General features: G+C 65.1%; 14 protein-coding genes. All 14 read right to left on the bottom strand.

Annotated features, from left to right (window positions below; genetic code table 11):
* Positions 1-94: 94 nt before the first annotated feature.
* The gene (fabZ, locus tag FXB38_RS25500; protein ID WP_148753690.1) at positions 95-556 is read right to left on the bottom strand and encodes a 3-hydroxyacyl-ACP dehydratase FabZ; all 462 of its coding nucleotides are present in this window, start codon (positions 554-556) and stop codon (positions 95-97) included.
* The gene (gene lpxD / locus FXB38_RS25495) at positions 553-1620 is read right to left on the bottom strand and encodes a UDP-3-O-(3-hydroxymyristoyl)glucosamine N-acyltransferase (protein ID WP_148753689.1); all 1068 of its coding nucleotides are present in this window, start codon (positions 1618-1620) and stop codon (positions 553-555) included. The genes fabZ and lpxD overlap by 4 nt, the downstream gene beginning before the upstream one ends.
* A gap of 162 nt (positions 1621-1782) precedes the next feature.
* Positions 1783-4320 carry an outer membrane protein assembly factor BamA gene (bamA, locus tag FXB38_RS25490; RefSeq protein WP_148753688.1) on the bottom strand — a complete coding sequence of 846 codons (2538 nt, stop codon included), beginning with the start codon at positions 4318-4320 and terminating at the stop codon, positions 1783-1785.
* 176 nt (positions 4321-4496) lie between these two features.
* Complete coding sequence (rseP, locus tag FXB38_RS25485) at positions 4497-5648, bottom strand: RIP metalloprotease RseP (RefSeq protein WP_148753687.1); 1152 nt, start codon at positions 5646-5648, stop codon at positions 4497-4499.
* A gap of 44 nt (positions 5649-5692) precedes the next feature.
* Entirely contained in the window at positions 5693-6916 is a 1224-nt protein-coding gene (dxr, locus tag FXB38_RS25480; RefSeq protein ID WP_148753686.1) for a 1-deoxy-D-xylulose-5-phosphate reductoisomerase, read from the bottom strand.
* Between the two features lie 4 nt (positions 6917-6920).
* A complete protein-coding gene (locus tag FXB38_RS25475; RefSeq protein ID WP_430640187.1) occupies positions 6921-7706 on the bottom strand; it encodes a phosphatidate cytidylyltransferase in 786 nt (261 codons plus the stop codon).
* A gap of 53 nt (positions 7707-7759) precedes the next feature.
* The gene (locus FXB38_RS25470; protein WP_148753684.1) at positions 7760-8518 is read right to left on the bottom strand and encodes an isoprenyl transferase; all 759 of its coding nucleotides are present in this window, start codon (positions 8516-8518) and stop codon (positions 7760-7762) included.
* A 150-nt stretch (positions 8519-8668) separates the two neighbouring features.
* Positions 8669-9232: a ribosome recycling factor gene (gene frr / locus FXB38_RS25465; RefSeq protein ID WP_148753683.1), complete on the bottom strand. Its 564-nt coding sequence runs from the start codon at positions 9230-9232 to the stop codon at positions 8669-8671.
* A 61-nt stretch (positions 9233-9293) separates the two neighbouring features.
* Positions 9294-10010 carry a UMP kinase gene (gene pyrH / locus FXB38_RS25460; RefSeq protein WP_148753682.1) on the bottom strand — a complete coding sequence of 239 codons (717 nt, stop codon included), beginning with the start codon at positions 10008-10010 and terminating at the stop codon, positions 9294-9296.
* 60 nt (positions 10011-10070) lie between these two features.
* Positions 10071-10994, bottom strand: coding sequence for a translation elongation factor Ts (tsf, locus tag FXB38_RS25455; protein ID WP_148753681.1), 924 nt, complete (start codon positions 10992-10994; stop codon positions 10071-10073).
* A 136-nt stretch (positions 10995-11130) separates the two neighbouring features.
* Complete coding sequence (locus FXB38_RS25450; protein ID WP_148753680.1) at positions 11131-12120, bottom strand: 30S ribosomal protein S2; 990 nt, start codon at positions 12118-12120, stop codon at positions 11131-11133.
* 207 nt (positions 12121-12327) lie between these two features.
* The gene (locus tag FXB38_RS25445; RefSeq protein ID WP_187435135.1) at positions 12328-14895 is read right to left on the bottom strand and encodes a caspase family protein; all 2568 of its coding nucleotides are present in this window, start codon (positions 14893-14895) and stop codon (positions 12328-12330) included.
* A 174-nt stretch (positions 14896-15069) separates the two neighbouring features.
* Positions 15070-15810, bottom strand: a complete 741-nt coding sequence (locus FXB38_RS25440) for a carbonic anhydrase (RefSeq protein ID WP_148753678.1) — start codon at positions 15808-15810, stop codon at positions 15070-15072.
* 119 nt (positions 15811-15929) lie between these two features.
* Positions 15930-19433 carry a DNA polymerase III subunit alpha gene (gene dnaE / locus FXB38_RS25435; RefSeq protein ID WP_148753677.1) on the bottom strand — a complete coding sequence of 1168 codons (3504 nt, stop codon included), beginning with the start codon at positions 19431-19433 and terminating at the stop codon, positions 15930-15932.
* Positions 19434-19721: the final 288 nt, after the last annotated feature.

Genomic DNA, 19721 nt, shown 5'->3' with positions numbered 1-19721 from the left:
AACTTGCTCGGCTTTCCGGTGGTTAGCGCGACTGCGCCCGATCTGTCCAGTGACGTATGATCTCGGCGTGTTTCGCCGCTCTCGCCACTCCCCCTCAGTCCGTCAGCATCGCCCCGACATCGGCTTCGGCGACGATCTGGCCGTTGACCTTGGCGTCCCCGTGAAACCACCACATGGCCTTGCGGCGGCCGACCGAGCGCATGTGATACTCGATGGTATCGCCGGGCAGCACGGGCTTGCGAAACTTGCACTTATCGATGGTGAGGAAATAGACCGCGCGCGGCTTCTCGGTGCCCTCGACCGACTTGATGCCGATCACGCCGGCGGTCTGCGCCATCGCCTCGATCATCATCACGCCCGGATAGACCGGACGTTCGGGGAAATGGCCCTGGAAGGCCGGCTCGTTGAAGGTGACGTTCTTGATGCCGATGCCGCTGTAATCGGCCCGGATGTTGATCACACGGTCGATCAGGAGCATCGGAAAGCGGTGCGGCAGGGTCTGGAGGATCGCATTGATATCCACCAGCTCGAACTTAACAGGTGATTCCGCCGTCATTCCCGTCCCTCGTCCTTCGGATCGGCCTTGCTGTCGCGTACCAGGCGCTCCACCGCGATAATTTCCTTGAACCACTGTTTGGTCGGCTTGGCAAAAAATCCGCCCCAGCGACCGTTCGGCGGGATGTCGTCCTTGACCCCGCTCATCGCGGTGACCTGGGCTCCGTCACCGATCTTGAGGTGATTGTTGATGCCGACCTTTGCTCCCAGCGCCACGTTGTCGCCGATCGTCAGGCTGCCCGCGAGCCCGATCTGGGCCGCGAGCAGGCAGTTCCGGCCGATCGTCACATTGTGGCCGATCTGGACCTGATTGTCGATTTTGGTGCCCTCCCCGATCACCGTGTCCCGCAAGGAGCCGCGATCGATGGTGGTGCCGGCGCCGACCTCCACATTGTTCTGGATCAGCACACGGCCGGTCTGGGGCACTTTCAGATGGCCCTCGGGGCCGAAGAAGATGAAGCCGTAGCCGTCCTGGCCGATCGAGCAGCCGGGGTGGATCAGCACGTTGTTGCCGATCAGTGTGCACTGGATGGCCGTGCGGGCGCCGACATTGCAGTCCCGCCCGATCTTGACGCCCGGACCAAGGACCACACCGGCGCCGATCACGGTGCCGCTGCCGATCTCGACATCCGGACCGATGACGGTCAGCGGCTCGACGATGACGTCGTCCTCCAGCCGCGCCGACGGGTCGATGACGGCCGATGGCGCGATGCCGTCATTGCCGAACCAGGATTGCGGGCGCAGCGCATCGCCATGCCATTCCCGAGCGATCCCGACAAAGGCGCGGAACGGCTGCGCCACCCGCAGCACGGCCACGTGCGCGGGCACCTGGGCCTCGAAGCGCGGACTCACAAGACAGGCACCAGCCTTGGTCGCCTTGAGCTCATCGGCGTATTTGAGGTTGTCGAAGAACGCCAGATGCATCGGGCCGGCTTCGTCCAGCGAAGCAAGACCCGTGACGACATGATCGCCCCTGACAGGGTCGACCAGTTGCGCCTTGGTCAGCGCGGCGATCTCAGCCAGCGTTGATGCCGGCGGTTTCCTAAAGAAGGTCGGCTGCGCCATTCCACCCCGTCGCGGTCCGGCTTCGGCATGAAGCGGAAAGGCCGCATCATGCCTTATCTCATGGATTGAGCACGATCTTTTTGGCGACCGGCCGCAGGGAGTTCCTGGAAGCAATCGCTACAAGGAACTCCCGAGCGGACGGATCATGCCCTGCTGATCGAACTAGAACGAGGTGCCGCCGCCGAACCGGAATTCCTGCGTGCGGTCATTCTTGCCTTTGGTGAGCGGCACTGCATAGTCGAAGCGCAGCGGTCCGAACGGCGAAGCCCAGATCAGGCCGACACCGACCGACGATCGCACCACATTGCCGTTGTCATACACCAGGCCGGTACAAGTTCCAGTCGAGGCCGGGTTGACGGTCGATGGCGTACAGGTCGAGTTCCTGGTCGTGGTCATTTCGTTGGTCACTGACCACGTCGTCGGGCCCTGATAGTCGAACAGACCGCCGGCGTCGGCATAGACAGCGCCCTTCAGACCCACTTCCTTCGGAAGGAACCAGAACGGCATCTGCAACTCGAGCGAAGCGCCCCAATATTTGGTGCCGCCGAGCGCGTCCTGCGTACCAAAGGGATTCAAATCGCGCGGACCGATGCCGTTCGGCGCAAAGCCGCGGACGAGGTTCGGGCCCATCTGGAAATGATCCAGCATGCGCAGATCTGTGCTGCCGACCTTGTTCAGGATACCGCCCTGGAGATGGACGAGACCGACAAGGTCCGACACCAGCGATTGGTAGTACTTCGCATCGGCCACGGTCTTCAGGTAGGAGACGTCGCCGCCGACGCCGGCGAAGTCCTGCCTGAAGTCGATGAGCAGGCCGTCGGTCGGGTTCTTGTTGTTGTCCAGCGTGTTGTAAGTCAGCGTATAGCCGAGCGCCGAGGTCAGGGTCTTGCCGTTCGCAAGTTCCTTGCGCACCGGGAGCGACGCTTCACCGTCAGCGTAGCAGCCGAGATTGCCTGTCAGGATCGGATCGACGCCTGTTGTTGCGTTGATAAAGGCCGGGCTCGGGTTGTATGCCGGTGAGCCGACGACGTTGTTACAGTTCGCCAGATAGGACGGCAGCGTGATTTCCTGCTGGTAGATCGAGTAGCGCAGCTGGAGCGATAGGTCTTCACGCAGGGCGAAGCCGAGGCGCGGGCTGAAGCCCAGCGTCTTGGTGCCGTAGGAGATGTAGCTGTTGGACAGCTGTGTGCGCTGATAGAGGTCGAGGCCCAGCGCGACGCGGTAGTCGAGCAGATACGGCTCGACGAACGACAGCGAATAGCCGCGGGCGTACTGGCCATAGGTGACCGACGCCTTGGCGAACAGACCGCGGCCGAGCAGGTTGCGCTCGGAGACCGAGACTTCGGCCAGCGCACCATCGGTCGTGGAGTAACCACCGGAGACCGAGAAGTCGCCGGTCGACTTTTCTTCGAGATCGACGAGCAGGACCACACGGTCGCTGGAAGAGCCCGGCTCGGTCGTGATCTTCACGCTCTTGAAGTAGTCGAGATTCTTCAAGCGGCGCTCAGCACGATCGACCAGCGCACGGTTGTAGGCGTCGCCCTCGGAGAGGTCGAACTCGCGACGGATCACGTAGTCACGGGTACGCGTGTTACCGCGGATATTGATGCGCTCGATATAAGTGCGCGGACCTTCGTCGATGTTGAACACGACGGATACGGTGTGCGCATCGAAATTGCGATCGCCGCCCGGACGCACCACTGCGAAGGCATAGCCGCGGCGTGAGGCCTCGATCTGCATGTCCTCGACCGATTTCTCGACCGATTCGACGTTGTAGAGCGAGCCGACATTGACGCGCGAGAAGCTGCGCAGCGTGCTCGGGTCGAAGTTCTGGATGCTGGTGCGGAAATCGACGGTGCCGACGCGGTACTGCTGGCCTTCCTCGATCTTGAAGGTGACGTTGAAGCCCTTCTTCTCCGGATCGTATTCAGTGAGCGCGGCCACGACCTGGACGTCGGCGAAGCCGTTCTTCAGGTAGAAGCGCCGAATCAGGTCGCGGTCGGCCTCGACGCGGTCCGGATCGTAGACGTCACCGCTGCTGAGGAAGCTCAGCAGATTCGACTCGTGCGTCTTGATGACGTCCCTGAGGCGGTAGGATGAGAACGCGGTGTTGCCGATGAACTCGATCGACTTGACCGAGGTCTTGGCACCTTCGTTGACGGTGAAGATGAGATCGACGCGGTTGTTCGGCTGCTCGATGATCTCCGGCGTGACGGTCACGTCATAGCGGCCGGAACGGCGATAGATTTCGGCGATTCGCAGCGTGTCCGACTGCACCATGGCGCGCGAGAACGTGCCGCGGGCCTTGGACTGGACTTCGGCGGTGAGCTGCTCGTCCTTGATCTTCTTGTTGCCCTCGAAGGCAATGCGCCCGATCACCGGGTTTTCCACCACGGAGACGACGATCTGGCCGCCGGCGCCGCGGTTGATCTTCACGTCCTGGAACAGGCCGGTCTCGATCAGCGCCTTGAGGCCGTCATCGATGGCGGCCTGATCGAGGCGACCACCGGGGCCGGGCTTGAAATAGGAGCGGATCGTCTCCACCTCGACGCGGCGATTCCCTTCGACGGAAATCGACTGCACCGTCTGAGCGAGCGCAGACGAAGACACCAAAACAGCCCCAACCGGGGCAAACACCGGCGCGCCGAACATGATCAGGGTTGCGAGCAAGCCCCCCCGGAGTCGCAGTCCAAACTTCATTGCGCAACGCGCCCTTATCAACTTACCAGACCCAACCCCAAAGTCGGTCTGGGAGATTCCCCAAGTTCGAAGCCGCTTGTAGCCAATTTCACCGACGCCGCAAACGGCCGAGCGCGCCGCAATTTCAATTTCATTCCAAGACGTTGCCCAATAGCAACGCCACACAAAAGCCCCTATCAAGAAGCCGCCATTCGCAGGATGTCGTTGTAGGTGGCAAACACCATCAGCATCAGCACCAGGCCGAGCCCGATTCGGAATCCCATCTCCTGGGTCCGCTCGGACAGCGGACGGCCCCGGACCACCTCGGCCGTGTAGAACAGAAGGTGCCCGCCATCTAGCAGCGGGATCGGGAACAGGTTCAGAAGCCCGATCGAGACCGACAGCACGGCGCACAGATTGATCACGAACTGGAACCCGGCGCTGGCCGCCTGCCCCGACATCTTGGCAATGCCAAGCACGCCGCTGACCTCATTCGGATTGCCCTGGCCGATGAACAAGGAGCCCAGGAACTTGAAGGTGCTGGTGATGATGAACCAGACCTGCTCGCCCCCGATCTTGAGCGCCTCGCCGACACCGACCGGGGCGGTCGAGGCCTCACCGGTCTGCGACTTGTGCTCGACGCCGAGCACGCCGACGTGGTGGCTGTTGCCGAACGGATCCTTGCGCTCGAGCAGCGCCGGCGTCGCGGTCAGCGACACGATCGCGCCATCCCGCTTCACCTGGAAAGCCAGCGCTGAACCGGCGCTCGTCGCGACGATCCGCTGCATGTCGGCAAAGCTTTCGATCGGCTTGCCGTCGATCTGCACGACGACGTCGCCGATCTTGAAGCCGGCGGCGGCCGCAGCGCCTTCGGCGACGACGCCGTCGACGCGCGCGATCGTGCTCGGCTTGCCGTAATACAGGGCCATGCCTGCGAAAATCAGGGCACCGAGGATAAAATTGGCAATCGGACCGGCCGCGACGATGGCGGCGCGCGGGCCGACCTTCTTGTGGTGGAAGCTGCCGGCGCGCTCCTCGGCCGTCATGGCCGCCAGCGCTTCGGCTGACGGGGTCGAAGCCTCGCTCTCGTCGCCGAAGAACTTGACGTAGCCGCCGAGCGGGATCGCCGAGATCTTCCAGCGGGTGCCGTGGCGGTCGTTGAAACCAACCAGCTCAGGTCCGAAACCGAGCGAAAAGGTTAACACCCGAACGCCGGCCCACCGCGCGACCAGAAAATGGCCAAGCTCGTGGAAGAACACGACGATGGTCAGGACGAACAGGAAGGGAACCGCGTAACCGAGGAGCCCATGGCTCAACGTATTGAAACTATGGACGAAAAAGTCGATCATCGAATTCCCTCATCCAGCGCCGCAAGGCCCTGGCCCCGAACTACCTAGGATGCCTTTAAGGCAATTTGAGGCAATAGGGCGGCAGCTTTATTTCGCGAAACATGGTCAACGGATATTGCATCGTCCGCTGAGGTCATGGGGCCGTGGTTCCCGCCCCGGATCCAGTCCTCCAACGTCGCCTCGACCAGCCGGGCAATGGCGCCGAACCGGATCTTGCCGGCGATGAAGGCCGCGACCGCGACCTCGTTGGCGGCGTTGTAGACGGTGGTTGCCCCCTTCCCGTGCCGGAGCGCATCGAAGGCCAGGCGCAGCCCGGGGAATCGCTCGAAATCCGGTGCCTCGAAGGTCAACTGGCCAATCTTGGCCAGATCGAGCTTTGCTGCCGGTCCCTTGATCCGGTCGGGCCAGCCGAGGCAATGGGCGATCGGCGTGCGCATGTCCGGGGAGCCGAGCTGGGCCATGACCGAGCGGTCGGAGAACTCGACCATGCCGTGAATGATCGACTGCGGATGCACCAGAACGTCGATCTCGTCCGGGCTCAGCGCGAACAGATAGGACGCCTCGATCACCTCGAGCCCCTTGTTCATCATCGAGGCGGAATCGATCGTGATCTTCTGGCCCATGCTCCAGTTCGGATGCTTCAGGGCCTGCTCGAGGGTCGCCTGCTCGATGTCGGCCGGCTTCCAGGTGCGGAACGGGCCGCCCGAGGCGGTGATGATGACGCGAACCAGCTCGTCGCGATTGCCCGATGCCAGCGCCTGGAACAGCGCGTTGTGCTCGGAATCGGCCGGCAAGATACAGGCGCCCGCCTTCGCCGCGCGCTGCATGAAGAAATCGCCGGCGCAAACCAGGCATTCCTTGTTGGCGAGCGCGACATGCGCGCCGCGATCGACCGCAGCCAGAGCCGGCTTCAGTCCGGCCGCGCCGCTCACCGCCGCCATCACCCAATCGGCCGGACGCGCGCCCGCCTCGATCACCGCGCTTTCGCCGGCGCCGCATTCGGTGCTCGTGCCTGCAAGTGCGGACTTGAGCTCGGCAAGCTTGGAGGCGTCTGCGATCGCGACGAAGCGCGCGGAGAATTCCTTCGCAAGCTTCGCCAGCGCCTCGACATTGCCGTTCGCGGTCAGGGCCTCGACGCGATAGCGCTCGGGCGAGGCGCGCAGCAGATCCATCGTGCTGTCGCCGATCGAGCCGGTGGCACCGAGCACCGTGACGCTGCGGATGTCGGCCGCAACAGGCTTGTTGTTACGCAAAGGGACAGCGCTCATATCCTCACCAAACCATAAGACCGCTTCCGGCGCTATGCACACCATGGCGGAGGAAGCCGATAATCCATGCCACCAGGATGGCGGCGACAAAGCCGTCGAGGCGGTCCAGAAGTCCGCCATGGCCGGGAATTAAGTGACTGGAATCCTTGACGCCGAAGCGTCTTTTCACCGCGGATTCGAAGAGATCCCCGAGCTGCGAAACCACGGTCAGGACGGCGCTCACGAGCAGCAGCGGAACCGCCTTTCCGGTCCCGCAGGCGGCAAAGCCGGCCGCGACCGCAAGGCTCGCCGCAAAGCTGCCGAACGCGCCGGCCCAGGTCTTCTTGGGGCTGACGCGCGGCCATAGCTTCGGTCCGCCAATGCTGCGGCCAGCGAAATAACCGCCAATATCGGTCGCCCACACCACCAGCAGCACGAACATCAGCGCGGCGAAGCCGTGCGCGAGATCCTGCCGCACCAGAATCGAGGCCAGCAGGGCCGCGGAAGCATAGGCGAATCCGGTTGCGGCCCAGACGAACTTGCCCCGCGCGATCAGCGTCACGATCGCGCCGCCGACACAGCCGGCGATGACGCCGGTCTTGAGGGCACCGAACGCGGCGCAGAAACCCATGATGGCGAGAACGATTGTCCCGGAAGCGGTCAGCGCGGCAGACCCCGCCCCCACCACCATCAGCCATTCCGCGAACAGCCCGATCGACACCAGGGTAACGAGGAGCGCCCATAGCCAGCCGCCGGCATAGGCGAGCGCAATCGCGAGCGGCGCCAGCACCAGCGCTGCGAGGACTCGCATCACTAGATTGCTGGAAGCGGGCGCAGAGCCCGCCGGTGCGGCGTCGTGTTCGCTCACGAGGCGGTTTTCGCGACCAGGCCGCCGAAACGGCGCTCGCGCCTGGCGAATTCGGCGATCGCGCTTTCAAGCGCCGCCTTGTCGAAATCGGGCCAATGGACCGGCACGAACACGAGCTCGCTATAGGCAGCCTGCCACATCAGGAAATTGGACAGGCGCTGCTCACCGCTGGTGCGGATGATGAGATCGGGATCGGGAATGTCGGGCGCGTCGAGATGGGCGCCGAGAGCATCGGCGTCGATCGAGGCAGGATCGCGCCTGCCGTCTGCGACTTCGCGCGCAAGCTTCTGGGCCGCTTTCGCAATCTCCTGCCGCGAGCCGTAGTTGAAGGCGACAATGAGCGTGAGGCGCGTGTTGTCGCGCGTCAATTCCTCGGCCTCGTTCAGCAGCGCGCAGATGTCGCCCTCGAGCCCGTCGCGCTCGCCGATGATCCGAACCTTGACGCCGTCGCGATGCAGGGTCGCGAGATCGTTGCGGATGAAGCGCTTGAGCAGACCGAAGAGATCGCCGATCTCGCTCGCCGGGCGCGACCAGTTCTCCGAGGAGAACGAGAAGATGGTGAGATAGCGGATGCCGAGCTCGTGCGAGGCACGCACCACGCGGCGCAGCGCCTCGACGCCGCGGCGATGCCCCTCCGCCCGCGGCAGACCGCGCGCAGCCGCCCACCGCCCGTTGCCATCCATGATGATGGCGACATGCGCAGGCGCGTCGGACCGGTCTGGTCCTTCCGTGGCGGGCGCGGCGGCGTTGGACATGACGGCAGCCTTAAAACATGATCCGGACCCGAAGGGCCGCGTGAGCGCAAGGTGCGAAGCGGTGTTCCCTCGCGACAAACGCGGAACGCGTTTGCGCGGAGATCATGTACGAACAATACTCCAGAGCGTGACGATCATGCTCATCGAACTTTAGACGGTGAGGATTTCTTTTTCCTTGGCGGCCAGCAGCTGGTCGATCTCGGTGATGGTGCCGTCGGTCACCTTCTGCACCTCGTCGGCGTGACGCTTCTGATCGTCCTCCGACATCTCGTGATTCTTCTCCAGCTTCTTCAGAACATCGAGACCGTCGCGACGGACATGACGCGCGGCCACCTTGGCGGCTTCGGCGTATTTGTGCGCGACCTTGACCAGCTCCTTGCGGCGCTCCTCGTTCAGCTCGGGAATGCGCAGGCGCAGCACCTGGCCTTCGGTTGCCGGCGACAGGCCGAGATTGGAATCGACGATCGCCTTCTCGACCGGCTTCACCATCGACTTGTCCCAGACCTGCACCGAGATCAGGCGCGGCTCGGGCACGCTGACGGTGGCGAGCTGATTGAGCGGCATGTGACTGCCATAAGCCTCGACCTGCACCGGATCGAGCATCGAGGCCGACGCGCGGCCCGTACGCAGGCCGCCAAGCTCGTGCTTGAGCGACTGGACCGCGCCCTGCATGCGGCGCTTCACTTCGTTGAGGTCGAAATTATCCGTGGCCATCACGTTTCTCCTTCAATATCCCGGCGACCTCACCGCGCCCTCGGGCGCGCCAGATGAGCCGTCAGCCGGCGACGATCGTCCCGTGGCCGGCGCCGCATAGAATCGCGCCGATCGAGCCGGGCTCCGCGATCGAAAACACGATGATAGGCAGCGATGTCTCGCGGGCAAGTGCGAAGGCGGTCGCATCCATCACCTTGTAGCCGCCCTCGATGGCCTGCGAATGCGTCAGCCGATCGAATCGCGTAGCGGACGGGTCCTTCTTCGGATCGGCCGAGTAGACGCCGTCGACGTTGGTCGCCTTCAGCACCACCTCGGCACCGATCTCGGCGGCGCGCAGCACCGCCGTCGTGTCCGTGGTGAAGAACGGATTGCCGGTTCCGCCGCCGAGCAACAGGATCCGGCCCTCGGCGAGGTATTTGTGCGCCGCGGCGCGGGTGAACAGCTCGGAAACCTCGGGCATGACGAACGCCGAGAGCGCCTTCGCCGGCGTGCCCTTACGCTCGATCGTGGCTTCGAGCGCGAGGCAGTTCATCATGGTGGCAAGCATGCCCATGGTGTCGCCGGTCGGGCGCGACACGCCGCGGGAGGACACCTCGACGCCGCGAAAGATATTGCCGCCGCCGATCACGACCGCAATCTCGGTGCCAAGCTCGCGGGCGGCGATCAGATCGTCCGCAACCCGGTCCATGGTCGGCTGATCGATGCCAAAGCCTTGCTGTCCCGCGAGATATTCGCCGGACAGCTTGATCACGACGCGACGATAGACCGGATCAGTCATGAGCACTTTCCTCGTCCGGGCGCCGCTTCCGGCGGCACGCCGGAAGGAACGTTCCGGCGCTTACTTCTTGCCGCTGGCCGCCGCGACCTCAGCCGCGAAGTCCGATTCCTGCTTCTCGATTCCCTCGCCGAGAGCATAGCGCACGAACCCCGCGATCTTCACGGCGCCGCCGACCTTGCCTTCGGCTTCCTTCACCGCCTGTGCCACCGACTTGCCGGTGTCGTGGATGAAGGCCTGCTCGAGCAGGCAGACTTCCTTGTAGTAGGTCTTCAGGCCGGACTCGACGATCTTCTCGATCACGTTCTCCGGCTTGCCCTGCTGGCGATATTTGTCGGCGAGCACGTCCTTCTCACGCTTGACGACAGCCGGATCGAGACCGGACGGATCGAGCGCGAGCGGGTTGGTGGCGGCGACATGCATCGCGATCTGGCGGCCGAGCGCTGCGAGCTCGTCGGCCTTGCCGGGCGATTCCAGCGCCACGATCACGCCCATCTTGCCGGCGCCGTCGACGACCGCACCGTGGATGTAGCTCGACACCACGCCCTGGCTCACTTCGAGCGAAGCGGCACGACGCAGCGTCATGTTCTCGCCGATGGTGGCGATCGCGTCGTTGATCGCAGCTTCCACCGTGACGTCACCGATCTTGGCGGCCTTGATCTTCTCGACGTCAGCGCCAACGTCGAAAGCGACCTGGGCGACCATCTTGACCAGGCCCTGGAACTGGCCGTTACGCGCGACGAAGTCGGTCTCGGAGTTGACCTCGACCACGACGCCCTTGGTGCCCTTGGTGAGCGCGCCGATCAGGCCCTCGGCCGCGACCCGGCCCGACTTCTTGGCGGCCTTGGACAAGCCCTTCTTGCGCAGCCAATCCTGCGCCGCTTCCATGTTGCCGTCGTTCTCGGTCAGCGCGGCCTTGCAGTCCATCATGCCTGCGCCGGTGGACTCGCGCAGATCCTTGACCATCGCAGCAGTGATCGTTGCCATCGTTGAAAATCCTTCTTGCCTGCCGGTTCGCCGCGGCGCGGCTCCAATTGCCCCGCCGCGGTCCATCTCAGGTATTCGCGTCAACTGAATGAAATGGTGGCCGGATCCTATCCGGCCAACCGATCGCTCTTTTTGACTATTCCGCTTCCGCGGTCAGCGCCTTGGCCTTGGCCACCCACGCATCCGCACGGCTCGGCAGACCGACTTCTTCGCCGATCTTGTGCGCGGTGTCGTGATCGAGCTCGGCGAGCTGCCAGAAGTGGAAGATGCCGAGGTCGTTGAACTTCTTCTCGATCGCGCCCGACACGCCCGGAAGCTTCTTGAGGTCGTCGGCGGTGCCGCGCGGGCCGGCAAGGCCCTGGAAGCCGGCGGTCGTGGGCAGCTCTTCGGCGACTGGACGGGCCGAGGCGCCGACGTCGATGCCGGAATCGCCCTGGGCGCGCGAGATGCCGTCGATCGCGGCGCGCGCAATGAGATCGCAGTACAACGAAATAGCGCGACCGGCGTCGTCATTGCCCGGCACCACATAGGTGATGCCCTTCGGATCGGAGTTGGTGTCGACGATCGCGGCGACCGGAATGTTAAGCCGCTGGGCTTCCTGGATCGCGATGTCTTCCTTGTTGGTGTCGATCACGAAGATCAGGTCGGGCAGACCGCCCATGTCCTTGATGCCGCCGAGCGAGCGATCGAGCTTGTCGCGCTCGCGCTGGAGCGTCAGGCGCTCCTTCTTGGTGTAGGAGCTGGCTTCGCCGCCGGCCAGCACCTCATCGAGGTGACGCAGACGCTTGATCGAGGCCGAGATCGTCTTCCAGTTGGTCAGCGTGCCGCCGAGCCAGCGCGAATTGACGAAATACTGCGCGCAGCGCTTGGCCGCGTCCGCGACGCCGTCCTGCGCCTGGCGCTTGGTGCCGACGAACAGGATGCGGCCGCCCTTGGCAACCGTGTCGCTGACGGCCTGGAGGGCCGTGTGCAGCAACGGCACGGTCTGGGCGAGGTCGACGATGTGGATGTTGTTGCGGGCGCCGAAAATGAACGGAGCCATTTTCGGATTCCAGCGGTGAGACTGGTGACCAAAGTGCACGCCAGCTTCGAGCAGCTGACGCATAGTGAAATCGGGTAGTGCCATCGTTCTAGTTCTCCGGTTGGTTCCTCCGGAAGCGTGTGAGCAAGACGGAGCGTTTCGCCCCGGCTGCCACCGGACGGCCTTGTGAGCCATGCTTCCGTGTGAGATGGCGCGCTGTATAGCGCCATTTCGGCCAGAAGCAAGGAAATAAGGGCCTTTCCGGGCTTTACCGCCCGCGAAAGGCCCTTTTCGGGGTTTCCGCCCTACCCGCTAGCACCTGGGCTGGTTGGGCGGGCATTTTTTCGCCGCTGGCGGCGGCGCAGGCGGTCGTGGCGGAGGGGCGGCCGGACGCGGCGGCGGTGGCGCGACCGCCATTCGCGGCGGCGGCGGTGGGGGCGCCGGCCTGGCGACGGGCGGCGGTGGCGGAGCGGGCCGTGCGGCTGCAACCGGCGGGCGCGGTGGCGGGGGCGGCGCCACGTGTGGCGGAGGTGGAGGCGTCGGCCTTGCGAGCGCCTGCGGGTGCGGCGCTGGCGGCGGCGGCCTTGTGACCTGCGCGGGCGATGGCGTTGCAGGCCGCTGGCCCTGCGGCTTGATCGGCTCGCGCGCGGCGACGGGCGGCGAGGGCTGCGTCGGCTTTCCATTGGTCACATTGGTCGTGGTCACGCCCGGCTTACCTGCCGGGGTCAGCTTGGTCTCGCTGGGCCTTACCGGCGCAATGGCCGTATTGGTGGGATTGGCCGTATTGGCATGCTCCTGGACGTTCGGACGCGCTCCTCCGGTAGGCGGCGCATTTGACGGCGTCGTCTGCGGTGTAAGTTTGGCGTTGGCAGGCTGCGAGCTGCTACCGGGTTTGGTGGTTGCGCCAGAGCCACCGACGGGGTTCGTCGAGGACGTCGACGAAGACGTGCCCGTGGCAGCAGTTCCTGTCTGTGGCGCGCCCTTGATCGCGGGCGCGGTCTGGCCGGGCACGGGCAAGGAGTGGCCGGCCGGCGCACCGGCCTTCGTATCCGCCGTGCTCGGCGCGGTAGCTGTCGCCGGATTGGCCTTGCCTCCGGCCGTGGTTGCGGTTGCGTTGCCGGTGACCGGAGCGCCGGGGGCTCCCGTCTTCGTCGTAGCATTGCCGGTTCCGGGCGCGCCCGCCGGACTCCCCGCAGCAGCGTTGCCGGTCTGCGTCGTGACTTGGCTCCTTGTCTTCAAGGCTGCCGCGCCGGCCTTCGTTGTCGGATCGACCAAGGCTGTCTTGGGGACAGGAGCCTTGTTGTCCCGAATCAAGGCGGCCTTTTGAACCACGGTCGGCGGCACAGCCGTCGTTGCCCCGACAGGCTTTCCGGATGCTGCCACGGTCGCGGTGATGGCTGGATCACCCGCTGCCGCTGCTGGTGCCGGTGCTTGCTGGTTGATCACGGTGTTGATCACCGTGGTGTTATGGATGTTGTTGAAGATGATGTTGTTCGGCGGCGGCGCGACATAGACCGGCGGACTGTAGAACGCCGGGATCGGCACGAACATCGGCTGCGGCAGCACGAACAGGCCGACGACGGCGAGCGGCGGTGCCAGCACCACGAAATCCGGCGGCGGCGGCGGACAGAAATATTCCGGCGGCGGCGGCGGCGGCGCGAAGCCAAAATCAGGGTCGCTGAAATACAGCACGGGACGATCGACATAGACCACCTCGGCCGGCGGCGGCGGCGGCACGTCATAGTCCATCATCGCGAAGGTCGGCGGCGGCTCGAGCGGCGCGGTCAGGATCGCCAGACGCCGACGCGCATCGCCCGCATGCGGTCCGCGCGGATAGCGGCGCAGATACGACCAATAGGCGTCCGCCGTGTCGGCGCGATAGGATCGCCGCCAAGTGATCGCCTCGCGGCGCGCCGCCACGATCGCCATCACGCGCTTCGCCATGGGATCGCCGGGATAGGCGGCGAGAAATTCCTCATAGGCCGGCAGCGTGTCGCGCTCGAGCGCGGCCGCATAGGCGTCCTGCACGCCGAGATCGCGGATCGGCTTGTTGCGGATCGCAGCGACCTGGTCGGGCGCAGCCTGCGGCGGCGGCGCGTCCGGGGCGCGCTCGAAGAAGGCGAATTGCGCGGAGACCTTCTGGTCGTCCCACGGCACCTGCGCGCCCTTGGAGGCCTCGTTGACGCGCAAGCGAACGCGGTCGAACACCTCCGGCAACGACAGGCCGCCGGTGCGGATCATCTCGGCGAGCGATTGCGCATAGATGCCGTACGGCCCCGGCTCTTCCGGCGCCACCGTGCCGGGCGCGGCGTTGAAGGCGATCAGCATGTTCGGATCGGGCTCGACCAGCGCCAGGCCGCTCGCGATCGGCTGCTGGCCGCCCTCGATGAAGGGCTGCGCGCGCGCCGCGTCGAGCACGACGATATTGGCCTTGAGCGGAATCGCGGCGAGCTGGCGGGTATAGTCGCTGATGCGCAGTGCCTCGGTCGGAACGTCGGTATCGCGGCTGATGTTGGAATCGACCGGGATGAAATAGTTCTCGCCGGCGAGCTGCACGCCATAGCCGGCCAGATAGATCATCGCGACGGTGCCGGGGCCTGAGGCCTGCGCCTTCTGGATGAAATCGCGAAAGCTCTTGCGCAGCGTGTCGCCGTCGAGATCGCGTGCGCCGACCACGTCGAAGCCCGCCGCCTGCAGCGTCTGCGCGATCAGGCCGGCATCGTTCGCGGTGGTTGCCAGCGGTGACTTGGCATAGGCGCCGTTGCCGACCACGAGCGCGATACGCTTTTCCTGCTGCTGCGCGCGAGCCGGTGTCAGCGCGCCCGCAACGAAGAGGATCGGCAGAAGGAGGCAGATGAAGGCCTTGTGTGTCCCGCGCATGGCTTGCTCGTTATTGTTGTTGAGATGCCAGCACGCATGAGACGCGCGGCCGGCTGAACGGCAGTTGAACGAAAGTCCCGGATTGAGGCAGCGGCATGGCGCCAGCCGAGCGCGATGTCCTGTGTAAGCTCCGCGTAAGCCTCAGCCTTTTTGCGTGAGCATCAGCCTTATGCTTCAGCCTTGCGCGATCGGATCCACGGTTCCCGTGGTGAGCCGATAGATGCCGCCGACGATCTTCAGCTTGCCCTGTTCCACGGCTGCACTGAGGATCGGCGCGGCCGACTTCAGCTTGGCGATGTTGTCGACCACATTCTGCCGGGTCGCCTTGTCGAGCACGTCCCCGCCCTGCTGCATTGCAGCTTTCGCGGCCGGCGCGATCGCATCGACCAGCGAGGGAATGTGTCCCGGCGGCGATGTGTTGTCCTTGAGTGCCTTCAGCGTCGCACCGATCGCGCCGCAGGCATCATGGCCGAGCACGAGGATCAGCGGCGTGTTGAGCACGGCGACCGCGTATTCCATGCTGGCGATGGTCTCGGTGCCGGCAAAATTGCCGGCAACGCGGCAGACGAACAGATCGCCGCGGCCGGTGTCGAAGGCGTATTCCGGCGCGATGCGCGAGTCTGCGCAGCTCAGCACGGCTGCGAACGGATTCTGGCCGCCGGTCAAGGCCTCGCGCTCATGCTTGAAATCGTGGCGCCGCGTCACGCCGTCGACGTAGCGCGCATTGCCGTCCATCAGCCGTTTCAGCGCCGCATCCGGCGACAGCACGTTCTGCGGTTTAGGCGGCCTCTTGTTCTCCTTGGCGAAGGCTCGGCCGGCGAAAGCGACGCTCAGCGCCGAAGCGGTCAGCAGCATCGCGGAGCGCCGCGACGGCGTTGATCTGTCACGCATGGTTCCAGAGCACTGATCGCACATGTCCCGATCCCTCCCGGCGCGACGGACGCGCCCTCATGGACGAGCACCGTCGCGGCCGATCATAGCCGCGATCACGTGACGAAACCACTACATCCGCAACGCGCCTTCGCGGCAGCAGGCTAGATCTGCTGCACGTCCACCACGCCCGCGACCGCCTTGATCGCACCTGCAATCTGCGGCGAGACCTTGAAGCGGCCGGGCAGCTTCATCTCGACCTCGGTCTCGAGGTCGAGCATCATCACCAGCGAGACCTCGCCGTCGCCGCCACCGCGCGGTGCGATGCCGGGGCTGCCGATCTTTGGCGCGGCGCCGTTGGCGTCTGCGGCCTCAGGTCCCGCCAGGCGCTTGGCGATCGAGTCCAGCGACTTGGTGTCACGCACGAAGATGCGCAGGCCCTTCTGCGTCTTGGCGGCGGCGTCATCGAGCGGCTCGGCATGCAGGACGCGGGCGCGGACGTCCTCGCCCTGCAATTCGGCACCGAGCTGGAGCAGCACCGCGGCGCCCGGCTCCAGCACGTCGCGATATTGCGCAAGGCCTTCGGAGAACAGCACCGCCTCGAAATGACCGGTGGGATCAGACAGCCCCATGATGCCCATCTTGTTGCCGGTCTTGGTGCGCCGCTCCATGCGCGACACCACGGTGGCCGCGACCTTGCCGGCGGTGGCGCCGGTCTTCACCGCGCGCGAAAATTCCGCCCAGCTCTGCACCCGCAGCCGCTTCAGCACGGTGGCGTAATCGTCGAGCGGATGGCCCGACAGGAAGAAGCCGATCGCGTCATATTCGCGGCGCAGCCGCTCGGCCGGCAGCCACGGCTCGATCTGCGGCAGCATGATGGTGGGCGCGTCCGCCGACATGCCGAACATGTCGTTCTGGCCGATGGTCTCGGCCTGATGGGCGCGCTGGCAGGCGGCCAGAATCGAGTCCGCGCCGGCGAAGACGCGGGCGCGGTTCGGCTCCAGCGTGTCGAAGGCGCCAGCGGCAGCCAAACTCTCGATAATGCGCTTGTTGATCGCCCGCGGATTGACCCGCGCGGCGAAGTCGGCGAGCGAGGTGAACAGGCCCCGCTTGGTCCGCTCCTCGATGATCTGATCGATGGCCTGGATGCCGACGCCCTTGAGTGCTGCGAGCGCGTAGTAGATGACCTTGTCGCCGACCTCGAAGGTCGCGCCGGAGCGATTGATGTTCGGCGGCTCGACCTTGATGCCGAGGCGCTGCGCCTCGGAGCGGAATTCGGAAAGCTTGTCGGTGTTGTTGAGATCGAGCGTCATCGACGCTGCGATGAACTCCACCGGATAATGCGCCTTCATGTAGGCGGTGTGGTAGGACACCAGCGCATAGGCCGCCGCATGGCTCTTGTTGAAGCCGTAGTCGGCGAACTTTGCGAGCAGCTCGAAGATGGTCTCGGCCTGCCCCTTCGGCACGCCGTTCTTCACCGCGCCGGCGACGAAGATCTCGCGCTGCTTCTCCATCTCGGCGCGGATCTTCTTGCCCATGGCGCGGCGCAACAGGTCGGCGTCGCCGAGCGAATAGCCCGACATCACCTGCGCGATCTGCATCACCTGTTCCTGGTAGATGATGACGCCGAAGGTTTCCTTGAGGATCGGCTCGAGCACCGGATGGAGATATTCCGGCTCCTCGTCGCCATGCTTGCGCGCGCAATAGGTCGGGATGTTCGCCATCGGGCCCGGGCGATAGAGCGCGACCAGCGCGATGATGTCCTCGAAACGGTCGGGACGCATGTCGACCAGCGCACGCCGCATGCCCTGGCTTTCAACCTGGAACACGCCGACCACCTCGCCGCGCGCCAGCATCTGGTAGCTGTCGGCATCGTCGATCGGCAGCGTCGCGAGATCGACATGGATGTCGCGCGGCTTGAGCAATTTGCAAGCGACGTCGAGCACGGTCAGCGTCTTCAGGCCGAGGAAGTCGAACTTGACGAGACCGGCCGGCTCGACCCATTTCATGTTGAACTGGGTCACCGGCATGTCCGACTTCGGATCGCGGTACATCGGCACGAGCTCGCTTAGGGGGCGATCGCCGATCACGATGCCGGCGGCGTGCGTCGAGGCATGGCGGGTCAGGCCTTCGAGACGTTGCGCGATGTCGAAGGCGCGCGCCACCACCGGGTCTTCGTCGCGGAAGGCCTGAAGCTTTGGCTCGCTCTCGATCGCAGCCGCCAGCGTCACCGGCGCGGCCGGATTCTGCGGCACCAATTTCGTCAGCTTGTCGACCTGGCCGTACGGCATCTGCAGCACGCGGCCGACGTCGCGCAGCACGCCGCGCGCCTGCAGCGTACCGAAGGTGATGATCTGCGCGACCTGGTCACGACCGTAGCGCTCCTGCACGTACTTGATCACCTCGCCGCGGCGGTCCTGGCAGAAGTCGATGTCGAAGTCCGGCATCGAGACGCGCTCGGGATTGAGGAAGCGCTCGAACAGCAGGCCGAACTTGATCGGGTCGAGGTCGGTGATGGTCAGCGCCCACGCCACCAGCGAGCCCGCGCCGGAGCCACGGCCCGGCCCGACCGGAATGCCCTGGCTCTTTGCCCATTTGATGAAGTCGGACACGATCAGGAAGTAGCCCGCGTATTTCATGCGCATGATGACGTCGAGCTCGAACGCCAGCCGCTTGGAGTAATCCTCGTCCGTCGTGCCCTGCGACAGGCCGTGCACGCGCAGACGATTGGCGAGCCCCTCCTCCGCCTGCCGCTTCAGCTCGGTCGACTCGACCGCAGCGGCATCGGAGCTCGCAGCGGCGCCGACCGTGAATAACGGCAGGATCGGTTTGCGCGTCATCGGGCGGAACGAGCACCGCTCGGCGATCTCCACTGTGGACGCCAGCGCCTCCGGAATATCGGCGAACAGCACCGCCATTTCGGCGCGGGTCTTGAAGCGGTGATCGGGCGTGAGCTGCTCGCGCTCGGTCTCCGCGATCAGCCGCCCGCCGGCGATGCAGAGCAGCGCATCATGGGCCTCGTAGTCGTCGGTCGTGGCGAAATACGGCTCGTTGGTCGCGACCAGCGGCAGGCCTTTAGCATAGGCCATGTCGATCAGCCCGCTCTCGATGCGCCGTTCCTTGTCGATGTTGTGGCGCTGCAATTCGACATAGAGGCGGTCGCCGAACAGGCCGGCGAGACGCTCGCAGCGCGCGGCCGCAATCTCGGTCTGGCCGCTCGCAAGCGCGAGCGAGATCGGCCCGTCCGGGCCGCCGGTCAGCGCGATCAGTCCCTCGGTCTCGCCATCGAACCAGTCGAACTTGATGAACGGCGCGTGGCTGTCGGGCGATTCGAGGAACGCGCGCGAATTCAGCCGCATCAAGCTGCGATAGCCGCGCTCCTGGGCTGCCAGCAGCACCACGCGCGAGGGCGGCAGCGCGTTGCGCGCATTGGGGTCCTGATCGCCGAAATCGATCGCGAGCTCGCAGCCGACGATCGGCTGGATTCCGGAACCCGCCATCTTGTCCGAGAATTCCAGCGCACCGAACAGATTGTCGGTGTCGGTCAGCGCCAGCGCCGGCTGGTGGTCCTTCTTTGCAAGCTCGGCGAGCTTGGCGATCTTGATCGAGCCCTTGAGCAGCGAATAGGCCGAGTGAACGTGAAGGTGGACAAATCCGGCGCTCGGCATGGTCGCGTGACGGCCTCTTGCAGATGAGTTGGAGCGGTTGCCGGCAGTGGAGGCATCCTGCACTCGCCCGGCCGACTCGCCTCACAATGGTGGGGGCTCGCCGCGCCGGAGTCCACGCCAGAGCCGCCGATCGGCCGCCTCATCCCGCTTTTCCCCAAGGGGCCGCCCAGCGGCGCGCTGTCAGGTTCCCGACCAACGGTTTACAAAACCGCTGGTCTAAAGCTGCGGGATCAGAGCTGCGGTATGACCTGGGCCCAGATCGCGATCATCCCGACGAACAGTGCGATC

Source organism: Bradyrhizobium cytisi, from assembly GCF_008123515.1.
GTDB lineage: Bacteria > Pseudomonadota > Alphaproteobacteria > Rhizobiales > Xanthobacteraceae > Bradyrhizobium > Bradyrhizobium cytisi.
Note: the sequence above shows the minus strand (reverse complement) of the source record. Positions and strands in the feature narration are given on the sequence as shown.

What these genes read in the sequence shown, in the direction of transcription:
- fabZ (WP_148753690.1), bottom strand. Translation starts at nt 556, where the DNA reads ATGACGGCGGAATCACCTGTTAAGTTCGAGCTGGTGGATATCAATGCG.
- lpxD (WP_148753689.1), bottom strand. Translation starts at nt 1,620, where the DNA reads ATGGCGCAGCCGACCTTCTTTAGGAAACCGCCGGCATCAACGCTGGCT.
- bamA (WP_148753688.1), bottom strand. Translation starts at nt 4,320, where the DNA reads ATGAAGTTTGGACTGCGACTCCGGGGGGGCTTGCTCGCAACCCTGATC.
- rseP (WP_148753687.1), bottom strand. Translation starts at nt 5,648, where the DNA reads ATGATCGACTTTTTCGTCCATAGTTTCAATACGTTGAGCCATGGGCTC.
- dxr (WP_148753686.1), bottom strand. Translation starts at nt 6,916, where the DNA reads ATGAGCGCTGTCCCTTTGCGTAACAACAAGCCTGTTGCGGCCGACATC.
- FXB38_RS25475 (WP_430640187.1), bottom strand. Translation starts at nt 7,706, where the DNA reads ATGCGAGTCCTCGCAGCGCTGGTGCTGGCGCCGCTCGCGATTGCGCTC.
- FXB38_RS25470 (WP_148753684.1), bottom strand. Translation starts at nt 8,518, where the DNA reads ATGTCCAACGCCGCCGCGCCCGCCACGGAAGGACCAGACCGGTCCGAC.
- frr (WP_148753683.1), bottom strand. Translation starts at nt 9,232, where the DNA reads ATGGCCACGGATAATTTCGACCTCAACGAAGTGAAGCGCCGCATGCAG.
- pyrH (WP_148753682.1), bottom strand. Translation starts at nt 10,010, where the DNA reads ATGACTGATCCGGTCTATCGTCGCGTCGTGATCAAGCTGTCCGGCGAA.
- tsf (WP_148753681.1), bottom strand. Translation starts at nt 10,994, where the DNA reads ATGGCAACGATCACTGCTGCGATGGTCAAGGATCTGCGCGAGTCCACC.
- FXB38_RS25450 (WP_148753680.1), bottom strand. Translation starts at nt 12,120, where the DNA reads ATGGCACTACCCGATTTCACTATGCGTCAGCTGCTCGAAGCTGGCGTG.
- FXB38_RS25445 (WP_187435135.1), bottom strand. Translation starts at nt 14,895, where the DNA reads ATGCGCGGGACACACAAGGCCTTCATCTGCCTCCTTCTGCCGATCCTC.
- FXB38_RS25440 (WP_148753678.1), bottom strand. Translation starts at nt 15,810, where the DNA reads ATGTGCGATCAGTGCTCTGGAACCATGCGTGACAGATCAACGCCGTCG.
- dnaE (WP_148753677.1), bottom strand. Translation starts at nt 19,433, where the DNA reads ATGCCGAGCGCCGGATTTGTCCACCTTCACGTTCACTCGGCCTATTCG.